Consider the following 18,250-nt stretch of genomic DNA (forward strand, 5'->3'; position numbering starts at 1 on the left):
CTGAAAGTTTTACAACCGATTTTACATTTTTATGAAAAGAATGAGCGAAAATCAATCGAATCAAAAAATCCACGCAATGAATAAGATGACAATTTCATTTCGTGGGTTTTATGGTCCTTATATATGAACTATAGAGTGTCGATCATTGGCTGCAATGGATATATAAACAATGAGGCATCTATGTTTTTTTCTGGATGTCTTACACCAAGTCAGACTTTTAAAGACTATAAAAAAGCTGCTACATGTGTTTAATGCATGTAGCAGCTCTTTCATATTTATATCTAGTTCTTAATTCGTACGAACAGGTGTAATCAACTGAATAAAATCTAAATCAGTTTCTGTTGGTTCCAATGTAAATGGACGAATCGCTGAGATAAATTTCACAGTAATGCTCATATCTCCAAATGCACGTAGTGCATCTTTCATATAATCTGGGTTGAATGAAATTTCTAAAGGATCTCCTGACACTTTTTCATAACTCAACGGCTCTTCTACTTTACCGATTTCTGGAGAATTTCCGTAAAGAACAACAGAATCTGAAGCAATGGCTAAACGAACGATATTGTTACGACCTTCATGTGAAAGTAAAGAGGCACGATCGATCGCTGACAATAATTCCGGTACATAAAAATCGATTTCTGTATTGAAACTTGTTGGAATCAAACGATTGGTATCAGGATAATTTCCTTCCAATAAACGAGAATAGAAATACATATTTTGTGTTTTGAACAGCACTTGATTTTCCATGATGCTGATTTCTACCATTTCTTCTTCATTTGTAAATGAACGAGAAAGTTCAGTTAAGCTTTTTCCTGGAATAACGATATTGAAATCTTCTGCCGCTTGTTCGATCGGAATCACACGTTGACTTAAACGGTGAGAATCTGTCGCAACAGCTAATAATTTTTGATTTTCTAAAATAAAATGAACGCCTGTCAAAATTGGACGGCTTTCATGTAGTGATACCGCAAAACCTGTTTCATTGATGATTTTTGTCAACAGGTGGACAGGTAATTGAATTTGATTTTTTGCATCGATCACTGGAAGGTGTGGATAATTTTCAGCATCCAAACCATTGACAGTAAAGTCAGCTTTACCAGAAGTGATCGCTACTTGGTTGTTTTCTAATACTTCAAGTGTAAACATGTCCTCAGGTAATTTACGGATGATCTCACCAAAGAAACGAGCTTGCAGCACAATGCTTCCTGTAGACTCTATCGTCATTTGAGCTTTTTCGTCGTCTTGGCTTAAAAAGCTTTCAATAGAAATATCTGCATTACTACCAGTCAATGATAGACCTTCATCTGTCAATACGATTTTTACCCCAGTTAAAATAGGGATCGTTGTTTTAGAAGAAATGGCTCTTTGAACGGTTTGTAGTTCTTGTAAAAATGTATTTCTCTTTACAGTTACTTTCATAATGATTAAACTCCTTTTTCTTTGATTTTAAAATAGAAAAACTCTATCGCGGAATCTTTGTATTTATATATAAATACATAATAAAAGTAGTAGGTCTTGTTAATTCTGTGGAAAACTAGATAAACAGAATAGAATCAGAGTTTTCCACCTGTGTATAACTTGTGGAAAACTTTTTCTGTTTTCTTATTTTTATCCACAACCTATGAATTGAGCAGGTTTTTGATTTCAGCGACTTCTTTTTGAATGGTGGGGTCTTTTTCCAATAATTGTTGGATTTTTTCATGCGCATGGATCACAGTCGTATGGTCTTTTCCACCGAACTCAGCACCGATTTTAGGTAAAGAGTTGTCCGTCATTTCTCTAGAGAGGTACATCGAGATTTGTCTAGGGACAACGATCGATTTCACTCGTTTTTTCCCTTTTAAGTCCTTCAGCTGAATGTGGTAATATTTTGCAACCTCTTCCTGAATTTGGAGAATGGACAAATGATTTTGACTACCGACCGATTTTAGTGACTTCAGTGCATCAGCAGCTAAGCTTGTAGAAATATCTTCTCCATTGATGGTAGCATAAGCCTGTACACGCACCAAAGCTCCTTCAAGTTCACGAATATTGGAATCGATTTGACCAGCAATGTAACTTAGCGTGTCATCTGGGATCTCTAAGCGTTCTGCATCTGCTTTTTTTCTGAGGATCGCAATTCGGGTTTCCAAATCAGGTGGCGTGATATCGACAGATAAGCCCCAGGCAAAGCGGGAAACTAACCGTTCCGGCAGTTTAGGAATATCATTTGGTGGTCGGTCACTTGTTAGAACGATTTGTTTATTCTCATTATAGAGATCATTGAAGGTATGGAAAAATTCTTCCAGAGTCGCTTCCTTCTCTGCTAAAAATTGAATATCATCGACAAGCAACAAATCAACATTCCGGTATTCTTTTCTAAATTGCTCTGAATTTTTCGTCTGGATCGAGTTGATAAACTCATTCGTAAATGTTTCACTGCTGACATACTTTACTTTAGCATCTGGTCGATTTTGCAGCATTTGATGACCGATCGCATGCATCAAGTGAGTTTTACCTAAACCAACACCGCCGTAGAAAAACAGTGGATTGTAGATGGAACCGGGATCTTCTGCAACAACTAAAGCAGCTGCGTGAGCCATTTGATTGCCCTTTCCGATAACAAATGTGTCAAAGGAATATTTAGGGTTCAACAAGGCTTTTTTGCTATGCTCAGAAATCTTTTCAGGAGCTGGAGCTTCCTTTTTTTCTTCTTGGATCATTATGGCTTCTTTTTCATCGGTCACAACAAAATGAGGCATTACTTCAGCGCCAGTCAATTTAAAACCAGTTTCAACGATTTTTGCAGCTAAGTTTTTTTCCCAATAGTCTCTATGAACGGCAGAAGGAACTTCCAACCATAATTGATTGTTTTCCAGCTTTAATGGTTGAGCTGTTTTGATCCAAGCATCAAAGCTTGGGGCAGATAAAACAGATTGGTAAGTATTCTCAAGATCTTTCCAGAAACTTTCCATATCGGGCATATAGCGACCTCCTTAAATTAAAAATGTTCAGCCGTGACTGAAAATAGACTAGTCAGCCTACTCTATCCTTTTTCAAAGATGAGCTGATCAAGTGAAATAAGTTGATATCTTATTTTCTATATAAAAGAGCAGCACAAATACAAATAGATAAGCAAATAGAATTTTATCATTTTTTTCGAACTTTTTCCACAGGCAAATTGTGAATTGTGGAAAATAAATCAACAGATGTCTAAAAAATTATCCACAGATAGAAAATAGACTGTGGATTTCTACTTGTTATTTTATTTATCCACAATACATTCTGTAAAACAAACGTGGAAATATCAGCGTTTTAGAGAAGTTATGCACAGATGGAAAATGAAATGTGTATAACTTTTAAACATCCTGTTTTTTTGTGTAAAAGTGGCGTATAAACGAAAAATAAATCAAGCGTTAGAAAAAAACTATCCACAATCTATTCGGAAGAATCAGCATTTTGTGGATAACTTATTGTCGTTCATAAGAAAAATATTCCTGAAAATTTATTGACAAATCTACCTAATACTAGGTATACTATCAAAGTATGTCTATGTATTGATGGATAGTTACAATTTCAGGAGGTGGAACAAGATGAAAAGAACATATCAACCAAACAAACGTAAACGTCAAAAAGTTCACGGTTTCCGTAAACGTATGAGCACAAAAAATGGTCGCAATGTATTAGCGAGCAGACGTCGTAAAGGTAGAAAAGTTATTTCAGCATAATATATGTTGATTTTGAATAACAAACCAAACGAACTTTAAGAACCCTTTATTATCTTCACAAAGTATATGTGAAAATAATAAAGGGTTCTTTTGTTGTTCATCACTCCACGTAGTTTCGATCGCATCAATTTCTAAGAGCTAAAGCGCCAAGAATCGAAGGACTGAGAATGGCTTTGCTTGAGTCGGTAATAAACAATATTTAGCAATTTAAGGAAGCGAAGTATCCTAAATAGCTTTTTATCATTTCTTCCCCTGAATTTAGCTTCCTACTCTTTGAAAGGTCATAATTAATGAAAGAAACCAAAAAATGACATTTAAAAATAATGTTGTCGATTATAATCATCAGATATGGACATCAAAAAGCAAGACAAACATAAATCAACAAAATACTGTTTATTTTCCCCCGATATTTACAAGAAATCAAGTGAAAAAAAAGCGAATAAATGATAATATATTGAATTAGAGTCATGACATTCAAAATCTCTGGATATTTTCCTTTAAATTTGAAAAAAAATGACGGAACTATGCTATTATTGTATGTGAGTAAAAAAGAAAGAAACAAAGGGATGCAGATGAAAAAATCCTATAGAGTAAAAAAAGAAAAAGAATTTCAAGCCGTCTTTCAGCACAAACAATCCTGTGCCAATCGAAGGTTTGTTGTCTATGTTTTGGAAAAACCAGAACAAAAGCATTTTCGTGTGGGAATTTCTGTCGGAAAAAAAATCGGCAACGCAGTTGTTCGAAATGCAGTCAAGCGTAAAATCCGCACGTCGATCTACCAATTAAAAGAGTCGATCGAGCCAACTTGTGATTTTATCATCATTGCCCGCCCTGGAGTGGATGCATTGACTTCTGAAGAAATCCATCGCAACATCACGCATGTATTGAAACTTGCAAAAATTTTGAAATAAGAGAGGAACAGTTTTGTGAAGAAGTATAAACGTTTATTATTGATGGCAGGTCTAATTTCCCTGATTTTTGTCTTATCTGCCTGCGGCACAGCGCCAATTAATGCTGATAGTACCGGGATTTGGGACCGCTATATTGTCTATTATTTTGCTGAAGCGATCAAGTTTTTATCCATTTCAGCAAATACAGGTATCGGGATCATCCTATTTACCTTAGTGATTCGGATCATCCTATTGCCATTGATGCATTTCCAAACAAAAAGCATGCGTAAGACGCAAGAATTACAACCGAAACTAAAAGCGCTACAAAAACAATATTCTTCAAAAGATCCGGAAACACAACGTCTATTCCGTGAAGAACAACAAAAATTATATGCAGAAAATAATGTCAATCCATACGCTGGCTGTTTACCTCTATTGATTCAAATGCCGATCATGATGGCGCTATATCAATCGATTTCTCGAGTACCAGAGTTGAAGCAAGGAAGCTTCATGTGGTTGAATTTGGGTAAACCTGACCCGTATTTGATTTTACCGATTCTAGCTGCGGTCTTCACATTTGCCAGCACATATTTGACAAGTATGAGTCAAGTTGAATCAAATGCCTCATTAAAAATCATGAGCTTTGCGATGCCAGTAATGATTTTTGTTATGGGGATGAATTTAGCCAGCGGATTATCTCTTTACTGGGTGATCTCTAACGCGTTCCAAGTAGGGCAAACATTATTGATCAATAATCCATTCAAGATCCGTAGAGAACGTGCGGAGGCTGAGCGACAAGTCAAAGAACGTGAAAGAGCATTGAAAAAAGCAATGAATCCTAAGAAAAAAAATAAGAAGAAATAAAAGGAGGGTTTCCAGGTGCCGGTTTATGAGGGAAACACAATCGAAGAAGCAACAACTAAGGGCTTACACGCACTGAATTTGACAAGAGAAGACGTAGAGATCAACGTGATCTCTGATGCCAAAAAAGGATTTTTAGGCTTTGGTAAAAAGCTTGCCCAAGTTTCGATCGAACCTACTGTCAGTGAACAAATCGCAGAAGCAGTAGAAGAAGTTGTCGAAGAGATAATTGTAACAGATGAAGAGGTAAAAGTGGAGGAAGCAGCTGAAGAGTTGCTAGCGGCTAAAGCTTCTGATTCTTCTGAACCGAAACTTTTGGAAAACCTCGAAGATGAGGAAGCAATTACTGAATTGGCCTTGTACTTAACGAATATTTCAAAAGAATTGAATGCTCCAGCATTAGTTCGTTTAGAACGTAATGAAGGGATCTTGGTCTTCCATTTGGATACAGAAAAACAAGGAATCTTGATCGGTAAGCATGGGCGTGTTCTTAATGCATTACAGTATTTAGCACAAGTTTTTGTTCATCGTGTTGCTGCAAATAAATTATCCGTTGTTGTGAATGTTGGCGATTATCGTGAAAAACGCCAAGCGATTTTACAACGACTAGCAGAAAGAACTGCTGAAAAAGTCAAACAAACAGGCCGACCAGTCTTTTTAGAGCCAATGCCTGCGTTTGAACGAAAACAAATTCATTTCACACTAAGCAAAGATGATCAGATCCAAACCCATTCAGAAGGCGATGAACCTTATCGTTACTTAGTTGTGGAACCTGCAAAAAAACACTTTTAAGAAGAGCAAATGACCCTTTAAAAAAAGTTTTTTTAAAGGGTCATTTATTGTTTTAAATGCTATTTTTATCAAAAAAATACATTGACAAATATTATCAAACAAAGTATATTTTAAACGAAATCATTCTTATCAACGTACAAAATACGATGATAAAGTAGTTGAAGCATTCGTGCTTCTTCCAGCCTGATTCTTTTTGGATCAGGTTTTTTTATTTGTGAAAAAATCAACCGATCGTTGTTTGTGTGAATTGGATCACTGTTCCATAGGCAAAAATCTCTACGACCCATTTTCCTTGATATTCAACATATTTTTCTTCAAAATGACAGTTGATAACGGCATCTGCCTGATACTCGAATGCGATTTCCTTTAATTGCCGATAAACGCCGCTGAATACTTCATTTGCGTTTACTTCTGATGAAAATAAATCCGTTTCGATTCGATCTGTCGCAAAAACGATATCTCGAACAATATATTTTTTATTGACGTTTCCAGTAGATAATGTAATACTACTTAAACGGTTTTCTAACTCTTCTACGGTAAACTCATCTTTTCTTCCTTTTCTCATGATTGGAACCTCCATTCTTCTATATATTTATTTTAATAATAAAGAAGCAGAAATGCAAAATTAAAAGCAACTTTTCATAAAGAAATAATCTTGCGAAAAAAATAAAATTATGCTATCCTATGTCAAGAAATGAATAGGTATTGATGCAGTGAAAGTGCTAGATCCAACCTGAAAAAATAAGGGTGGAGTGGGCGCTTTTTTTGTAGTCTAAAATAGAAATATACATAAAATGATTTATTTTTTAGAAAGGAAGACAATCATGCAACAAATAACACTAGAATTTGATACGATCGCTGCGATTTCAACGCCTCCAGGTGAAGGAGCGATCAGTATTGTTCGTTTAAGTGGTGAAGATGCGATCATGATCGCAGATAAAGTTTATCGCTCAGGAAAGAAACAGCTATTAGATGTACCAACGCATACGATTCATTATGGTCATATCATCGATCCTAAAGATCAACATTTATTGGATGAAGTCATGGTTTCTGTGATGCGGGCGCCAAAAACCTTCACGCGGGAAGATGTAGTTGAGATCAACTGTCATGGCGGTATCGTCGTAGTCAATCAGTTGCTTCAATTATTATTGAGAGAAGGTGCGCGTTTAGCTGAGCCTGGTGAATTTACTAAACGAGCATTTTTAAATGGTCGGATGGACTTATCACAGGCAGAAGCAGTCATGGATTTGATCCGGGCGAAAACAGATAAAGCAATGCATGTTGCTTTGGATCAGCTGGATGGGAATTTATCGTCGTTGATCCGTTCCTTACGTCAGGAAATTTTAGAAACATTAGCTCAAGTGGAAGTAAACATTGACTATCCGGAATATGATGATGTGGAAGAGTTGACTACAAAATTATTATTAGAAAAAGCTGGTTTTGTCAAAGGTCAGATAGAAGCACTGTTAACGACAGCTAAACAAGGGAAAATCTTACGCGAAGGCCTGAGCACAGCCATTATTGGTCGACCAAATGTTGGTAAATCAAGCTTGCTGAATCACTTATTACGGGAAGAAAAAGCGATCGTAACTGATATCGCTGGAACCACACGTGATGTGATCGAAGAGTATGTAAATGTTCGTGGCGTACCGTTGAAGCTGATCGATACGGCTGGTATTCGTGAAACAGAAGATATTGTGGAGCGGATCGGGGTAGAACGCAGTCGTAAAGCATTGGCTGAATCTGATTTGATTTTACTTGTGTTGAATCAAAGTGAAGCATTGACAGAAGAAGACAAACAATTACTCGAAGCAACAGAAGGATTAAAACGAATCATCTTATTAAACAAAATGGATCTACCAGCTGTATTAGACAAAGAAGCTTTAGCGCAGCTAGTGAACGATGAAGAAATCTTGCCAGTGTCTGTCTTATCAAATACTGGGATGGATGCCTTAGAGCTGAAAATCGCAGATTTATTTTTTGGCGGACAAACAGCAGAAAAGGACGCTACGTACGTTTCCAATACCCGTCATATCGCGTTGCTTGATCAAGCAGCAATTGCATTGGACGAAGTGATCCGCGGGATCGAAGCGGGGATGCCGGTCGACCTTGTGCAAATGGACATGACCCGCTGCTGGGACTTTTTAGGTGAAATCGTCGGTGACAGTGTTCAAGATGAACTGATCACCCAATTATTCAGTCAATTTTGTTTAGGAAAATAGAGAGGAAGAGTCGATGAATCAATTTAAAGCAGAATCTTATGATGTAATCGTTGTTGGCGCAGGGCATGCCGGTTCAGAAGCCGCTTTAGCATCTGCACGGATGGGGAGTAAAACCTTGCTTCTAACGATCAATTTAGATATGGTGGCATTCATGCCGTGTAATCCATCAGTCGGCGGACCAGCCAAAGGGGTGGTAGTTAGAGAAATCGATGCTCTAGGCGGCGAAATGGGCCGTAATATAGACAAAACATACATCCAAATGCGGATGCTGAACACAGGAAAAGGACCGGCCGTTCGCGCCTTGCGCGCCCAAGCGGACAAACATGCTTACGCGACAGAAATGAAGCATACGATCGAAAACACAGAGAACCTTGCCTTACGTCAAGGCATCGTGGAAAAGTTGATCGTGGAAGATGGTATCTGTCAAGGCGTTGTGACAACAACGGGTGCAGAATATCATAGTAAAGCTGTGATCATCACTGCCGGAACTGCGTTGCGCGGTGAAATCATTATCGGCGAACTGAAGTATTCTTCTGGCCCCAATAATTCACTGCCGTCAATTGGCTTAGCGGATCATTTAAAAGAATTAGGATTAGAAATGGATCGTTTCAAAACTGGAACACCACCGCGTGTCAAAGCAAGTACGATCGATTATTCGGTCACAGAAGAACAGCCTGGCGATGAAAAGCCGAATCATTTTAGCTTTAGTACCCCTGACAGTGCTTATAACCTAGAGCAACGTTCATGCTGGCTGACGTATACAAATGAAGGAACGCATGAAATCATTCAGGCGAACTTGCATCGGGCACCGATGTTTACAGGGATCGTAGAGGGAGTAGGAGCTCGTTACTGTCCGTCGATCGAAGATAAAATCGTTCGTTTTGCAGACAAATCCCGTCACCAACTATTCTTGGAGCCAGAGGGCTTGAATACAGAAGAAGTTTACGTTCAAGGTCTATCGACTTCTTTACCGGAAGATGTTCAAACAGAAATGCTGCATTCGGTTGCTGGTTTAGAAAAAGCAGAGATGATGCGAACGGGTTATGCAATCGAATATGATGTAGTCGTACCCCATCAATTACGTCCAACACTAGAAACAAAAATCATCGAAAATCTCTTTACAGCAGGACAAACCAATGGAACTAGCGGCTATGAAGAAGCCGCTGGGCAAGGCTTGATCGCCGGTATCAATGCTGCTTTAAAAGTGCAAGAAAAAGAACCGTTTGTCATGAAGCGCAGCGATGGTTATATTGGTGTAATGATCGATGATCTGGTAACTAAAGGCACCAATGAACCTTACCGATTATTGACTTCTAGAGCGGAATATCGATTGATTTTACGTCATGATAATGCTGATTTGCGTTTAACAGAACAAGGCCATGCGATCGGGTTAGTGAAAGAAGAGCAGTATACAGCTTATTTAGAAAAGAAAAAAGCAGTGGAAGCAGAAATTGCTCGTCTAAGTTCTGTCAGAGTGAAGCCTACAGCCGACGTACAAGCGTTTTTAGAAGCGAAAGGCTCAGTCCCACTGAAAGATGGTGTTCTAGCGAGCGACTTCTTAAAACGCCCGGAAATGAGCTATTATGAAGTGACGCAATTTATTCCGGCAGCTGAAGAAAAACTAGACGAAAAAGTGATTGAACAAGTGGAGATCCAACTAAAATACGAAGGCTATATCAAAAAAGCATTAGAAAAAGTCGATAAACTAAAACGGATGGAAGCAAAACGTATCCCAGAAAATATCGACTACGAAGCAATCAACGGCTTAGCAACAGAAGCCAAACAAAAACTGCAAAAAATCCAACCAGAAACGATAGCTCAAGCGAGCAGAATCAGCGGGGTAAACCCAGCTGATATTTCGATATTGATGGTGTATATCGAACAGGGCAAGATAGCAAAGGTTAAGCCTTAGAATGCTTATATATCAATGTTTATAGCTTGTTCAATACACACCAACGTTTATTTGAATAGGGTTTAAAACGCCATGTATTGAGAAAATTTTTCGGCTGTTTCGTTTTGCTTAGTTTGTGTTACTTTGATGTAAATATCTGTCGTGATTTTTGTTGATTTGTGACCTAATCGCTGTGATACGTCTTTAATACTGGCACCACTTTCAAATAGTAAAGATGCATTAGTCTTTCTAAAATTATGTACACGGATCATTTTCATTTCGGGAAAATGTCGCTTAACTTTATCCATGACATGATTAGGATATGACTTGTAAAGATATTGCCGATCACGATATAAAACAGAATTACTAAAGACCACGTTGTTCTCGAAATGCTTGTCTCTTATACCTAGAGAAAGTTTTTGTTGGATGATGTGGTTTTTCCATTCTTTGAGTATTTGGCATGTTTGGTTGTCGAGTTTGACAATTCTGTTAAAGGATTCTTTTTTCGGGACTTGTTCAGGGATACTAAGAAGATTCAATGAAAATTTCAGTTGTGAAGATGGAAAATCTCATAGTCTAGAAGGAATCAATATCAGTAGAAATACATTGGTTTTAAAGGGTATTAAATTATTTTAGAAGGTTTTAATCTGTAAAATACCTTGTATTACTAGATATGTATGCTGATTTTCAAAGATCACATTCAAAAATCAGCATACATAATTATTTTAAATAAAAAAATACTTAAGTTAGATTATTTCTTTTTCAATCAGTAGCTGTTTATCACCATTTTTAATCATATAATCAATACCAATACTTTGCAAAATAGATAAAGCTTCGACAATTTTAGGACCACTTGGTGATTTTAAAGAATATTCGACCTTTAAAGGATAACCACTGAAAGATCTTTTTTCAATAAATTCAAACTGTATTAGTTCATGAAGATGTTCTAACAACATTTTTTGTGAAATACCCTCAATAGTCTTTTCCAAATCAGATAAGGAAAGAGGCTTTTTGCGCAGTAGCCATAATATAATTGGTTTCCACTTTCCTTTAATCATATCGTGTGTTATTTCTAAAGGGCACGTGAAATTTTCTCTTACTTTCATTAAAATATCCTCCTTTTTAAGTAACCACGAAAAAGTGGGTACTATACAATTATAGAAACTCATAAGATAATCAGGATACAGAATATTTGAAAGAAGGTCAAATCAATGAAAAAGAAAAAGAGTTGGATATTAGTTGTTACATGCTTGGTAGTTATGGTTCTATTGATAGGGGGATCTATATCAAATCATTATGAAAAAAAACAAATGACTGTTACTAGTATCGGATTGAAAGATGGTATTTGGGAAGATAGATTTGGCGCTAAAGGGACACAAATCAACGAAAATGGTATTCCAAACTATTCAATCCCTTTTAAGATAGAAGATGCACCTGAGGAGACCAAGTCCTACGCTTTGGTATTGGAAGATATGGATGCATATGAAGTAACAAATGGAATTATATGGATCCATTGGGTAGCGGCTAACATTACTAGTACTTCGTTGAAAGAAAATGCAAGTGTGAAAGAGTCAGGTCAGTTTATTCAAGGGATTAATAGTTGGATGACTTTAGAAGGTGGACAGCAAAATCAGAAACTATCTAGTTTTTATGGTGGGATGGCTCCTCCTAATAAGCCTCACCGATATGATTTGCATGTCTATGCGTTGGATAGCTTGTTGACTTTAAAGAATGGTTTTTATCTGAATCAATTATATGAAGAAATGGATGGACATATATTATCTGAATACACTCTGAGCGGTGAGTATAAAAACTAAGGGGAAGTACCTGATTTTGGGAGATAATCGAACGTATGCGACTGACAGCCATTATTATCAGTTGGTAGATGAAAAGGAAATCATCGGAAAAGTCGAAATAGGAGTATTGCTACGCCACAAACCTTAGTGAATAAATTAAAATAACTTTCTTTTAAATAAAAGATATTATTGGCTGAAAAAAACAAGCCCAGTGTGCTACTCCTTGCTGGGCTTGTTTTCTTATAATTTAATTACATGAGATTTATTTCTCGTGTTTGCCTTTTCTTCTCTTCCAAAATAAAAGTGATCCGGCAGCTCCTGCCATGAAAACACCCATGCTTTGAGCAGAAGTAGAAGTCTCTGTTCCCGTATTTGGTAGTTTTCTTTGAGAGCGAGTATTTGGCAAAGTAGTGGCTCCTGTACGAGCAACAGCTCTTGTTGTTGTCACAGCAGTAGTCACTGGATCCTTTGGTTTTTCTGTAGGTTTTACCAATGATAATGGTGCTGTTGGCACGGCACTTGCGATAGGTGCTTCTGCCATTTTTGGATCAGTTGGATCAGTTAAATCAATGACTTTTTCAACTGGTTTCGTTGCTTCATCAACAGTTTCTGGTGCTGTTAAATTTGGCGCAGATGGAGCAGTTACTTCAGGCGCTTTTTCCATCTCTTTAGGTTTTTCTAAAGGATCAACCTCTGTAACATCCTCTAAGTCATCTATTTCAAGTGGAGCATCAGGAGAAGTACTTTCTGTTGCTTCTTCCGTTTCCTTCTCTATATCTGTGATCGTTTCAACACCATCAATATCTTCAACTGGTTGTAGTGGTTCTGATGGAGTTTTTGTTGTTAGTTCAACCAATTCAACATCAGTAACTCCGATCAGTTCTTTTGTAGATACTGGTGTCGGTTCTTTCGAAAGATTTTCAGGTTCAGCTGCTGGTACGATTTCTAATGGAACATTTAGCGTAGCTGGTTCTACAGGAGCTTCTAACATCTCAGAAGGTTCTGAAATATCAGGTGCTACAACTTTGGATAGTTTCAAGGAGTTTAGTTTCGTTTTAATCGTTTTAAGCTCAATTGGTGGCACAACGATTAAGTCAGGAGTAGGTTGTCCTCCAACACTACCATCGAATCCTAAATAATTATTATTATAAACGGTAATCCAAGTATACACAGAGACAGTACCTGAATAATTTTTGTATCGCTCTATTGTTTGTTTCAGATAATTTACATTGGTAGTGTACGCAATGCTTAGTTGGTTATACATTTCTGTTGTATTAGATGTAAGCATGCCATCATCAAAGAAACTGTTCACTTTAATACCAGTTGCATTTGTAAATTCAGTTATTTCATCTTTCAATTGATTTTGTGCAGCAGTCCATTCAGTATCGACATTAACAATATAATTAGTGTTATAGTTGTTAATGTTTTTAAGTGCTTCTGCTCCTTTTGTTTCATAAGAAAGAATAAAGGCTTCAAATTCTTCCACCGTAAACATTGATTGAAGCTGCTCATTGGTATAGCCTAATAAGTTGTAGTTTCGATCTTGTTTGCGTAAGGAATTGATTGTTGGTTGCCAAAGTAACATCAAATCATTAGCTGGGTCTCCGTCATTTCCTTCAGCCCATTTCTCCATATAAGTCTCGTAAGAATTTAGATATGCTTTATAAGCTATGAAGTATTGTTGATATGTTTTTGCATTTTTCACATTTTCTTCCATTACAGTTTGAGCATCATTAATGAAATCCGAGAAAAGTTGTCCAAAATTGCTAGGATCGTAAACATTACTGATTTGTTGAGATAGATCAATTAATCCGCTGTTATTATACTCTTTATTAAGGTTTTGATATGTTTCTATAACTGGCCACGCATCAGTATAGGCGTTAGATAACTTTATTTTAGCCGCATCATATCTAGCTTGCCATGTTGCTAGAGCATTTGGTATACCACTTAGATTATCCTGTGTGATTTGATCTGTTGGGAATGTATCAAGAACGTTATTCATTTCAGTGATCGCATCATTGATCGTTGTTTGAGCAGTGACTGCATTTTTATAGGCTTCTAATGCATCCTCATATGGTTTGGCTGCTGTTTTGAAGTCTTCTTTGGCAAGATCATATTTCTCTTTTAGTCGGTTATAGGCATTCAGAGTTTCTGTATATTGCCCTTGAAGAGAGTCTAAATTGCCTGCTGCAGTCTTGTATGTTGCATCTGCTTTTTCCCATGCGGTATTCGCAGCTATATATTTAGTATCCAAGACATCATATTCTGTTTTCAACGTTTCAAAAGTAGCTGCTATAGCCTCAAATTCGTCTACAGTCGCTTGGTGTTCTGTCTCATGTGCTGCTTGCTTTTGCTTCAGTGTTTCAAACAATGCTGATGTTGTAGTAAAGTTTGCTGAAGTATTATCATATTGTTCTTTAACACCAACGTAATACGCCGCTAAAGCATCATACTCCTCTTTACGGTCTTGATAAGTCTGTGCTGCTTTACTGATTGCGGCTTGTGCGGCATCGTAGCTTTCTTTTGCTAATGTATATTGTCCATCCACAGTATCAAATTGATCTTTTACATCTAAATAAATAGCTCTTGTATCGCTAAATTGTGTTTCTAAAGCAGTAAATTGGTTTTGAGTAGTCGCTAATGTCTTACTTAAATCAGTAAAGGTTGTTTCAACTTGTGAAAGCTCATCCTTTAATGCTGTCAATTGAATTTTTAAGTCTTGTTGTATCAATAGTAAACGATCATACTCAGCACGAGCTTTTTCAAATGTTTGATTTGTCTCATCATAAGAGATTAACGCTGTATTGTATTCTGTTTCGATTTTGGTATAAGCATCCAAACCACTTGTAAAGTCAGCTAAAACAGCATCATAAGAAGCTTTGGCTTTTGCATATAAGTCATTGACTGCTTGAGCGTCTGAAAGAGTTTTTTGATAGTCTGTTTCTGTTTCAGTATAAACTTGCATGACTTGTGTGTAGCTTGCGTTGATCGTGTTATAGTCTGATTCCAGCTTTTGATAATCTGTTTTTGCTTGATCACGTTGTACGACAAGTGCATCGTATTGTTTTTTGATTGTGTCATAAGAAGTAGCAATGGTCTGATAATCAGCAGCTACTTTGTCATACGCAGTTTGGGTTTCATTAAATTGAGTAGTTAGTTGATCTGACTGAGCTTTAACTGCTTGATATTTGGCGTTTACGTCATTGTAAAGCGTATTATTTTCATTGAATGTTGAAAGAGCAGTAGCATATTCAACAGAGCCTTCTTCATATTGTGTCATAAGTGCTTCAGCAGCTGTTCGTTTTTCTTCATATGAAAGTAGACTAGTTGTATAATCTGCGAGCTGTCTGTCATAAGCGGATTTTTGTTGATCATAGGTTGTTTTTTCCGCTTCATAATTAGCTGTTTTTTGATCATAGATCAGTTTCTCTGCTTCATAAGCGCTTCTTTCAGTTTCATATTGAGTTGCTAAACCAGCTAATTGATCAGATAACGTATTATAATTTGTCAAAGCAGCTTCATAGGCTTGTTTTGTCGTATTATAGTTCTCTTTGATCGCATCATAAGACGCCAGCTTACTTTCATAATTAGTGATAGCTGTGTTAAGTTCTGCTGAACGTGTTTCATACGTTTCTTTTTCCGTTAAATAACTGTCTTTTGCTGTATTGTAGTTATTTAATAGTAGATTGTAATCACTGAGAGCTTGATCATAGGTAGCTTTTACACTAGTGTATGCTGTTTTTGCTGTTTCTAGTTCAACTTTCAATGTGTCATAAGATTTAGCAGCAGTATTGAAAGCAGCAGCATTCAAATTATAAGCATTTTTTGCTGTTGTGTATGTATCCAATGCTGTTTCATAATTGCCTTTTTGTGTATTATAATCTGCGAGTTGAGATGTATAAGCTTTTTTGGCTTCATTGTATGCTACTTGAATTTCTTCATAAGCGAGTGCAGCTTTTTCATAATTTAGTCGTTTTGCTTCATAGTCTTCACGAACTAATTCATAAGCCGCTCTTTTATCCTCAGCGTCAGCATTTAATTCCTCATAGCTCGCCAAAGCAGCTAGATAGTCATCCTGCATAGTTGTAAATTGTTCTTTTGTTGACTCATAAGTGGCTTTTTCATCTTCGTAAGCAAGTCTGATACCTTCATATTTATCGGCTTGCTGTTCAAATTCCGTTTTATTTGCTTCATAATTGGCTCTATTTGCTTCATATGCTTTTTTTGTTTCTTCGAATACCAACAACTTATCTTCGTAAGGTTTTTTCAGATTGTCCAGATCTGTTTTTAGGTCAGTCGCTTCAGTATATGCATCATCTGCGGCTTTCTTTGTATCATTATACTCGCTTAGCGCAAGGTCATAATTGTTTTTTACGGTTTGATAATCCGTTTTTGCTTGTTCATAGTCCTGCAATGTAGTTATATAGTCTCGTTGTAATGCTGACTGTGTCGATTGGCTGACCTGATCAATTGTCGTAGCCAGTGTTTGCACAGGTGTTGATGCACCGATAAGTAATGTACTTGAATACAATAAAAACTTAAAGGTTCCCTTTCTCCATGAATAATTCATTAAATCTTACCTTCCTTTTACTATTTTTCATTTTTCACTGCATGATAACGCAGTAAAGCAATACCCTCGTTAAGCCATTTATATTTGCATAAATGTAATTATACAATAATGCTAAGTAAGTTATTTATCATGTTTTTCTTTGAATTTATAATTTTTTGAGAGGTAATAGGAACATTCATTTTATTAATAACAGTTAGTTTTATTATTTAGAAATTTAAAAAAAGTGTAGATGTTTTTTTTTCAAAAATAAAGCCATTATATCAGTGGAATTTTTTGGTTTTCCGAACAGCCAACTACTTATTTAAAACTAATCAAAATATAACGTTGATATAAAAATATTATTTATAAATAAAATCTATTTTTCATGTAAATGTAGCTAAAAAATCAATACTTTTAGAATATGTTGGGAAAAAAAATATTCAATAAATGACAAACTTTAAGTAGGGAATTGAAGTTTATGGACTAGGGGATCGGTGAAAAATAGGCTAAGCGTTGAACTTTAAAAGCATTTGATCTATGTCAGCTTGCATGCTAATTTTTTGTTTCATGTGAAACATTTTAGTAGCAGGAAAATAGGATTTTACTATTATGTAATCAAGCTGGGAGAAAGCTAACAGAAAGTAGACAGTCGAAGAGGGAGTAAAACGAGTAAACTAAGTAAGAAGTCAAGAATTATGAAGATAATGGATAGAAAAGGAGTTGAAGCTAATGACCAAGCTTGAAAAAATGATTCAATGGATGTCTGAACGTCAAGGAAAAGTTTCATATTCAATGACAGCAAGGTTAGGACCAAATAGTTATGATTGTTCTAGTGCAGTCTATTTTTCTTTAATAGCTGGAGGATTTTTAGCTAGTGGAACAATGGGGAATACAGATACACTTTTTTCTCATTTAGAAAAAGCAGACTGGACAAGGGTACAAGCGGATAGTACAGGTAATTACCCAGCGAAACGAGGGGATATATTCATTTGGGGAAATCGAGGTGCTTCTGGCGGTGTAGCTGGACATACTGGAATATTTATTGATGATTTGGATTCGATCATTCATTGCAATTATGGATACAATGGTATCACAGTAAATAATCATGATACGATCTGGTATCTGAATGGCTGCCCGGAAATGACTATTTATCGGTATAGTCAAGGAGGCAGTTCTCAGCCAATTCCAGCTGTCCCAGCACCAAAACCAACACCGCAGCAAGGAGAGGGAAAATTACTCGTAAAGTCCGGTACCTTTTATCCAGACAGACGCTTAGCGGTGAGTAAAGACACCGATCCTGACGATGTTGTAAGTCCAGCACTTGCCTATTATTTACCCGGATCACCGATCCACTATGATCGATATACACATAGTAATGGCTATGTCTGGATCAGTTATTTAGATCGTGGAGGCAATCGACGGTATGTTGCTGTCGGTCCGGATGATGGTCGAATCGATACTACATGGGGGAAAGGATTTTTCAATTAAGTTGAAAGGCATCCTTTGCTCTAAGTGATATTTTAAACAGGTAACTGGATAAAA

The 18,250-nt window shown here is 36.7% G+C and carries 15 protein-coding genes; 9 read left to right on the forward strand and 6 right to left on the reverse strand.

The window, feature by feature from the left end; translation table 11 throughout:
• Positions 1-288: 288 nt before the first annotated feature.
• Both dnaN and dnaA read right to left on the reverse strand, forming a co-directional pair.
• On the reverse strand, positions 289-1,419 hold the full coding sequence (gene dnaN, locus H3T55_RS15715) for a DNA polymerase III subunit beta (RefSeq protein ID WP_087641628.1): 1,131 nt from the start codon (positions 1,417-1,419) through the stop codon (positions 289-291).
• Positions 1,420-1,619: 200 nt separating this feature from the next.
• A complete protein-coding gene (dnaA, locus tag H3T55_RS15720; protein ID WP_087641627.1) occupies positions 1,620-2,963 on the reverse strand; it encodes a chromosomal replication initiator protein DnaA in 1,344 nt (447 codons plus the stop codon).
• A 609-nt stretch (positions 2,964-3,572) separates the two neighbouring features.
• On the opposite strand from dnaA, the gene rpmH reads away from it, so the two are divergent.
• The 4 genes from rpmH to jag all read left to right on the forward strand — a co-directional run bounded on the left by rpmH (position 3,573) and on the right by jag (position 6,250).
• Entirely contained in the window at positions 3,573-3,707 is a 135-nt protein-coding gene (gene rpmH / locus H3T55_RS15725) for a 50S ribosomal protein L34 (RefSeq protein WP_010762140.1), read from the forward strand.
• A gap of 572 nt (positions 3,708-4,279) precedes the next feature.
• A complete protein-coding gene (rnpA, locus tag H3T55_RS15730) occupies positions 4,280-4,618 on the forward strand; it encodes a ribonuclease P protein component (protein WP_087642049.1) in 339 nt (112 codons plus the stop codon).
• Between the two features lie 15 nt (positions 4,619-4,633).
• Positions 4,634-5,461 (forward strand): YidC/Oxa1 family membrane protein insertase, encoded by an 828-nt coding sequence (locus tag H3T55_RS15735; RefSeq protein ID WP_087641626.1) that lies wholly within the window; start codon positions 4,634-4,636, stop codon positions 5,459-5,461.
• Between the two features lie 15 nt (positions 5,462-5,476).
• Entirely contained in the window at positions 5,477-6,250 is a 774-nt protein-coding gene (jag, locus tag H3T55_RS15740) for an RNA-binding cell elongation regulator Jag/EloR (RefSeq protein ID WP_225535085.1), read from the forward strand.
• 223 nt (positions 6,251-6,473) lie between these two features.
• Here jag and H3T55_RS15745 read toward each other — a convergent pair whose 3' ends face one another.
• Positions 6,474-6,815 carry a hypothetical protein gene (locus tag H3T55_RS15745; RefSeq protein WP_087641624.1) on the reverse strand — a complete coding sequence of 114 codons (342 nt, stop codon included), beginning with the start codon at positions 6,813-6,815 and terminating at the stop codon, positions 6,474-6,476.
• 259 nt (positions 6,816-7,074) lie between these two features.
• Between H3T55_RS15745 and mnmE the strand changes: the two genes are divergently transcribed.
• Both mnmE and mnmG read left to right on the forward strand, forming a co-directional pair.
• The gene (gene mnmE, locus H3T55_RS15750) at positions 7,075-8,472 is read left to right on the forward strand and encodes a tRNA uridine-5-carboxymethylaminomethyl(34) synthesis GTPase MnmE (protein ID WP_225535086.1); all 1,398 of its coding nucleotides are present in this window, start codon (positions 7,075-7,077) and stop codon (positions 8,470-8,472) included.
• Positions 8,473-8,485: 13 nt separating this feature from the next.
• Complete coding sequence (mnmG, locus tag H3T55_RS15755) at positions 8,486-10,384, forward strand: tRNA uridine-5-carboxymethylaminomethyl(34) synthesis enzyme MnmG (protein WP_225535087.1); 1,899 nt, start codon at positions 8,486-8,488, stop codon at positions 10,382-10,384.
• A gap of 62 nt (positions 10,385-10,446) precedes the next feature.
• Here the strand turns inward: mnmG and H3T55_RS15760 are convergent, their stop codons facing one another.
• Positions 10,447-10,902: a tyrosine-type recombinase/integrase gene (locus tag H3T55_RS15760; protein WP_225535088.1), complete on the reverse strand. Its 456-nt coding sequence runs from the start codon at positions 10,900-10,902 to the stop codon at positions 10,447-10,449.
• 207 nt (positions 10,903-11,109) lie between these two features.
• On the reverse strand, positions 11,110-11,469 hold the full coding sequence (locus H3T55_RS15765) for a winged helix-turn-helix transcriptional regulator (RefSeq protein ID WP_225535089.1): 360 nt from the start codon (positions 11,467-11,469) through the stop codon (positions 11,110-11,112).
• A 153-nt stretch (positions 11,470-11,622) separates the two neighbouring features.
• Between H3T55_RS15765 and H3T55_RS15770 the strand changes: the two genes are divergently transcribed.
• Entirely contained in the window at positions 11,623-12,180 is a 558-nt protein-coding gene (locus H3T55_RS15770) for a YbhB/YbcL family Raf kinase inhibitor-like protein (protein ID WP_225550245.1), read from the forward strand.
• Entirely contained in the window at positions 12,164-12,307 is a 144-nt protein-coding gene (locus H3T55_RS15775) for a S26 family signal peptidase (RefSeq protein WP_318652977.1), read from the forward strand. The genes H3T55_RS15770 and H3T55_RS15775 overlap by 17 nt, the downstream gene beginning before the upstream one ends.
• 114 nt (positions 12,308-12,421) lie before the next feature.
• Here H3T55_RS15775 and H3T55_RS15780 read toward each other — a convergent pair whose 3' ends face one another.
• The gene (locus H3T55_RS15780) at positions 12,422-16,729 is read right to left on the reverse strand and encodes an LPXTG cell wall anchor domain-containing protein (protein ID WP_225535091.1); all 4,308 of its coding nucleotides are present in this window, start codon (positions 16,727-16,729) and stop codon (positions 12,422-12,424) included.
• A gap of 708 nt (positions 16,730-17,437) precedes the next feature.
• On the opposite strand from H3T55_RS15780, the gene H3T55_RS15785 reads away from it, so the two are divergent.
• Positions 17,438-18,196 (forward strand): peptidoglycan amidohydrolase family protein, encoded by a 759-nt coding sequence (locus H3T55_RS15785; protein WP_225535092.1) that lies wholly within the window; start codon positions 17,438-17,440, stop codon positions 18,194-18,196.
• Positions 18,197-18,250: the final 54 nt, after the last annotated feature.

Source organism: Enterococcus sp. S22(2020) (genome assembly GCF_020295385.1).
GTDB classification, from domain to species: Bacteria; Bacillota; Bacilli; order Lactobacillales; family Enterococcaceae; genus Enterococcus_L; species Enterococcus_L dunnyi.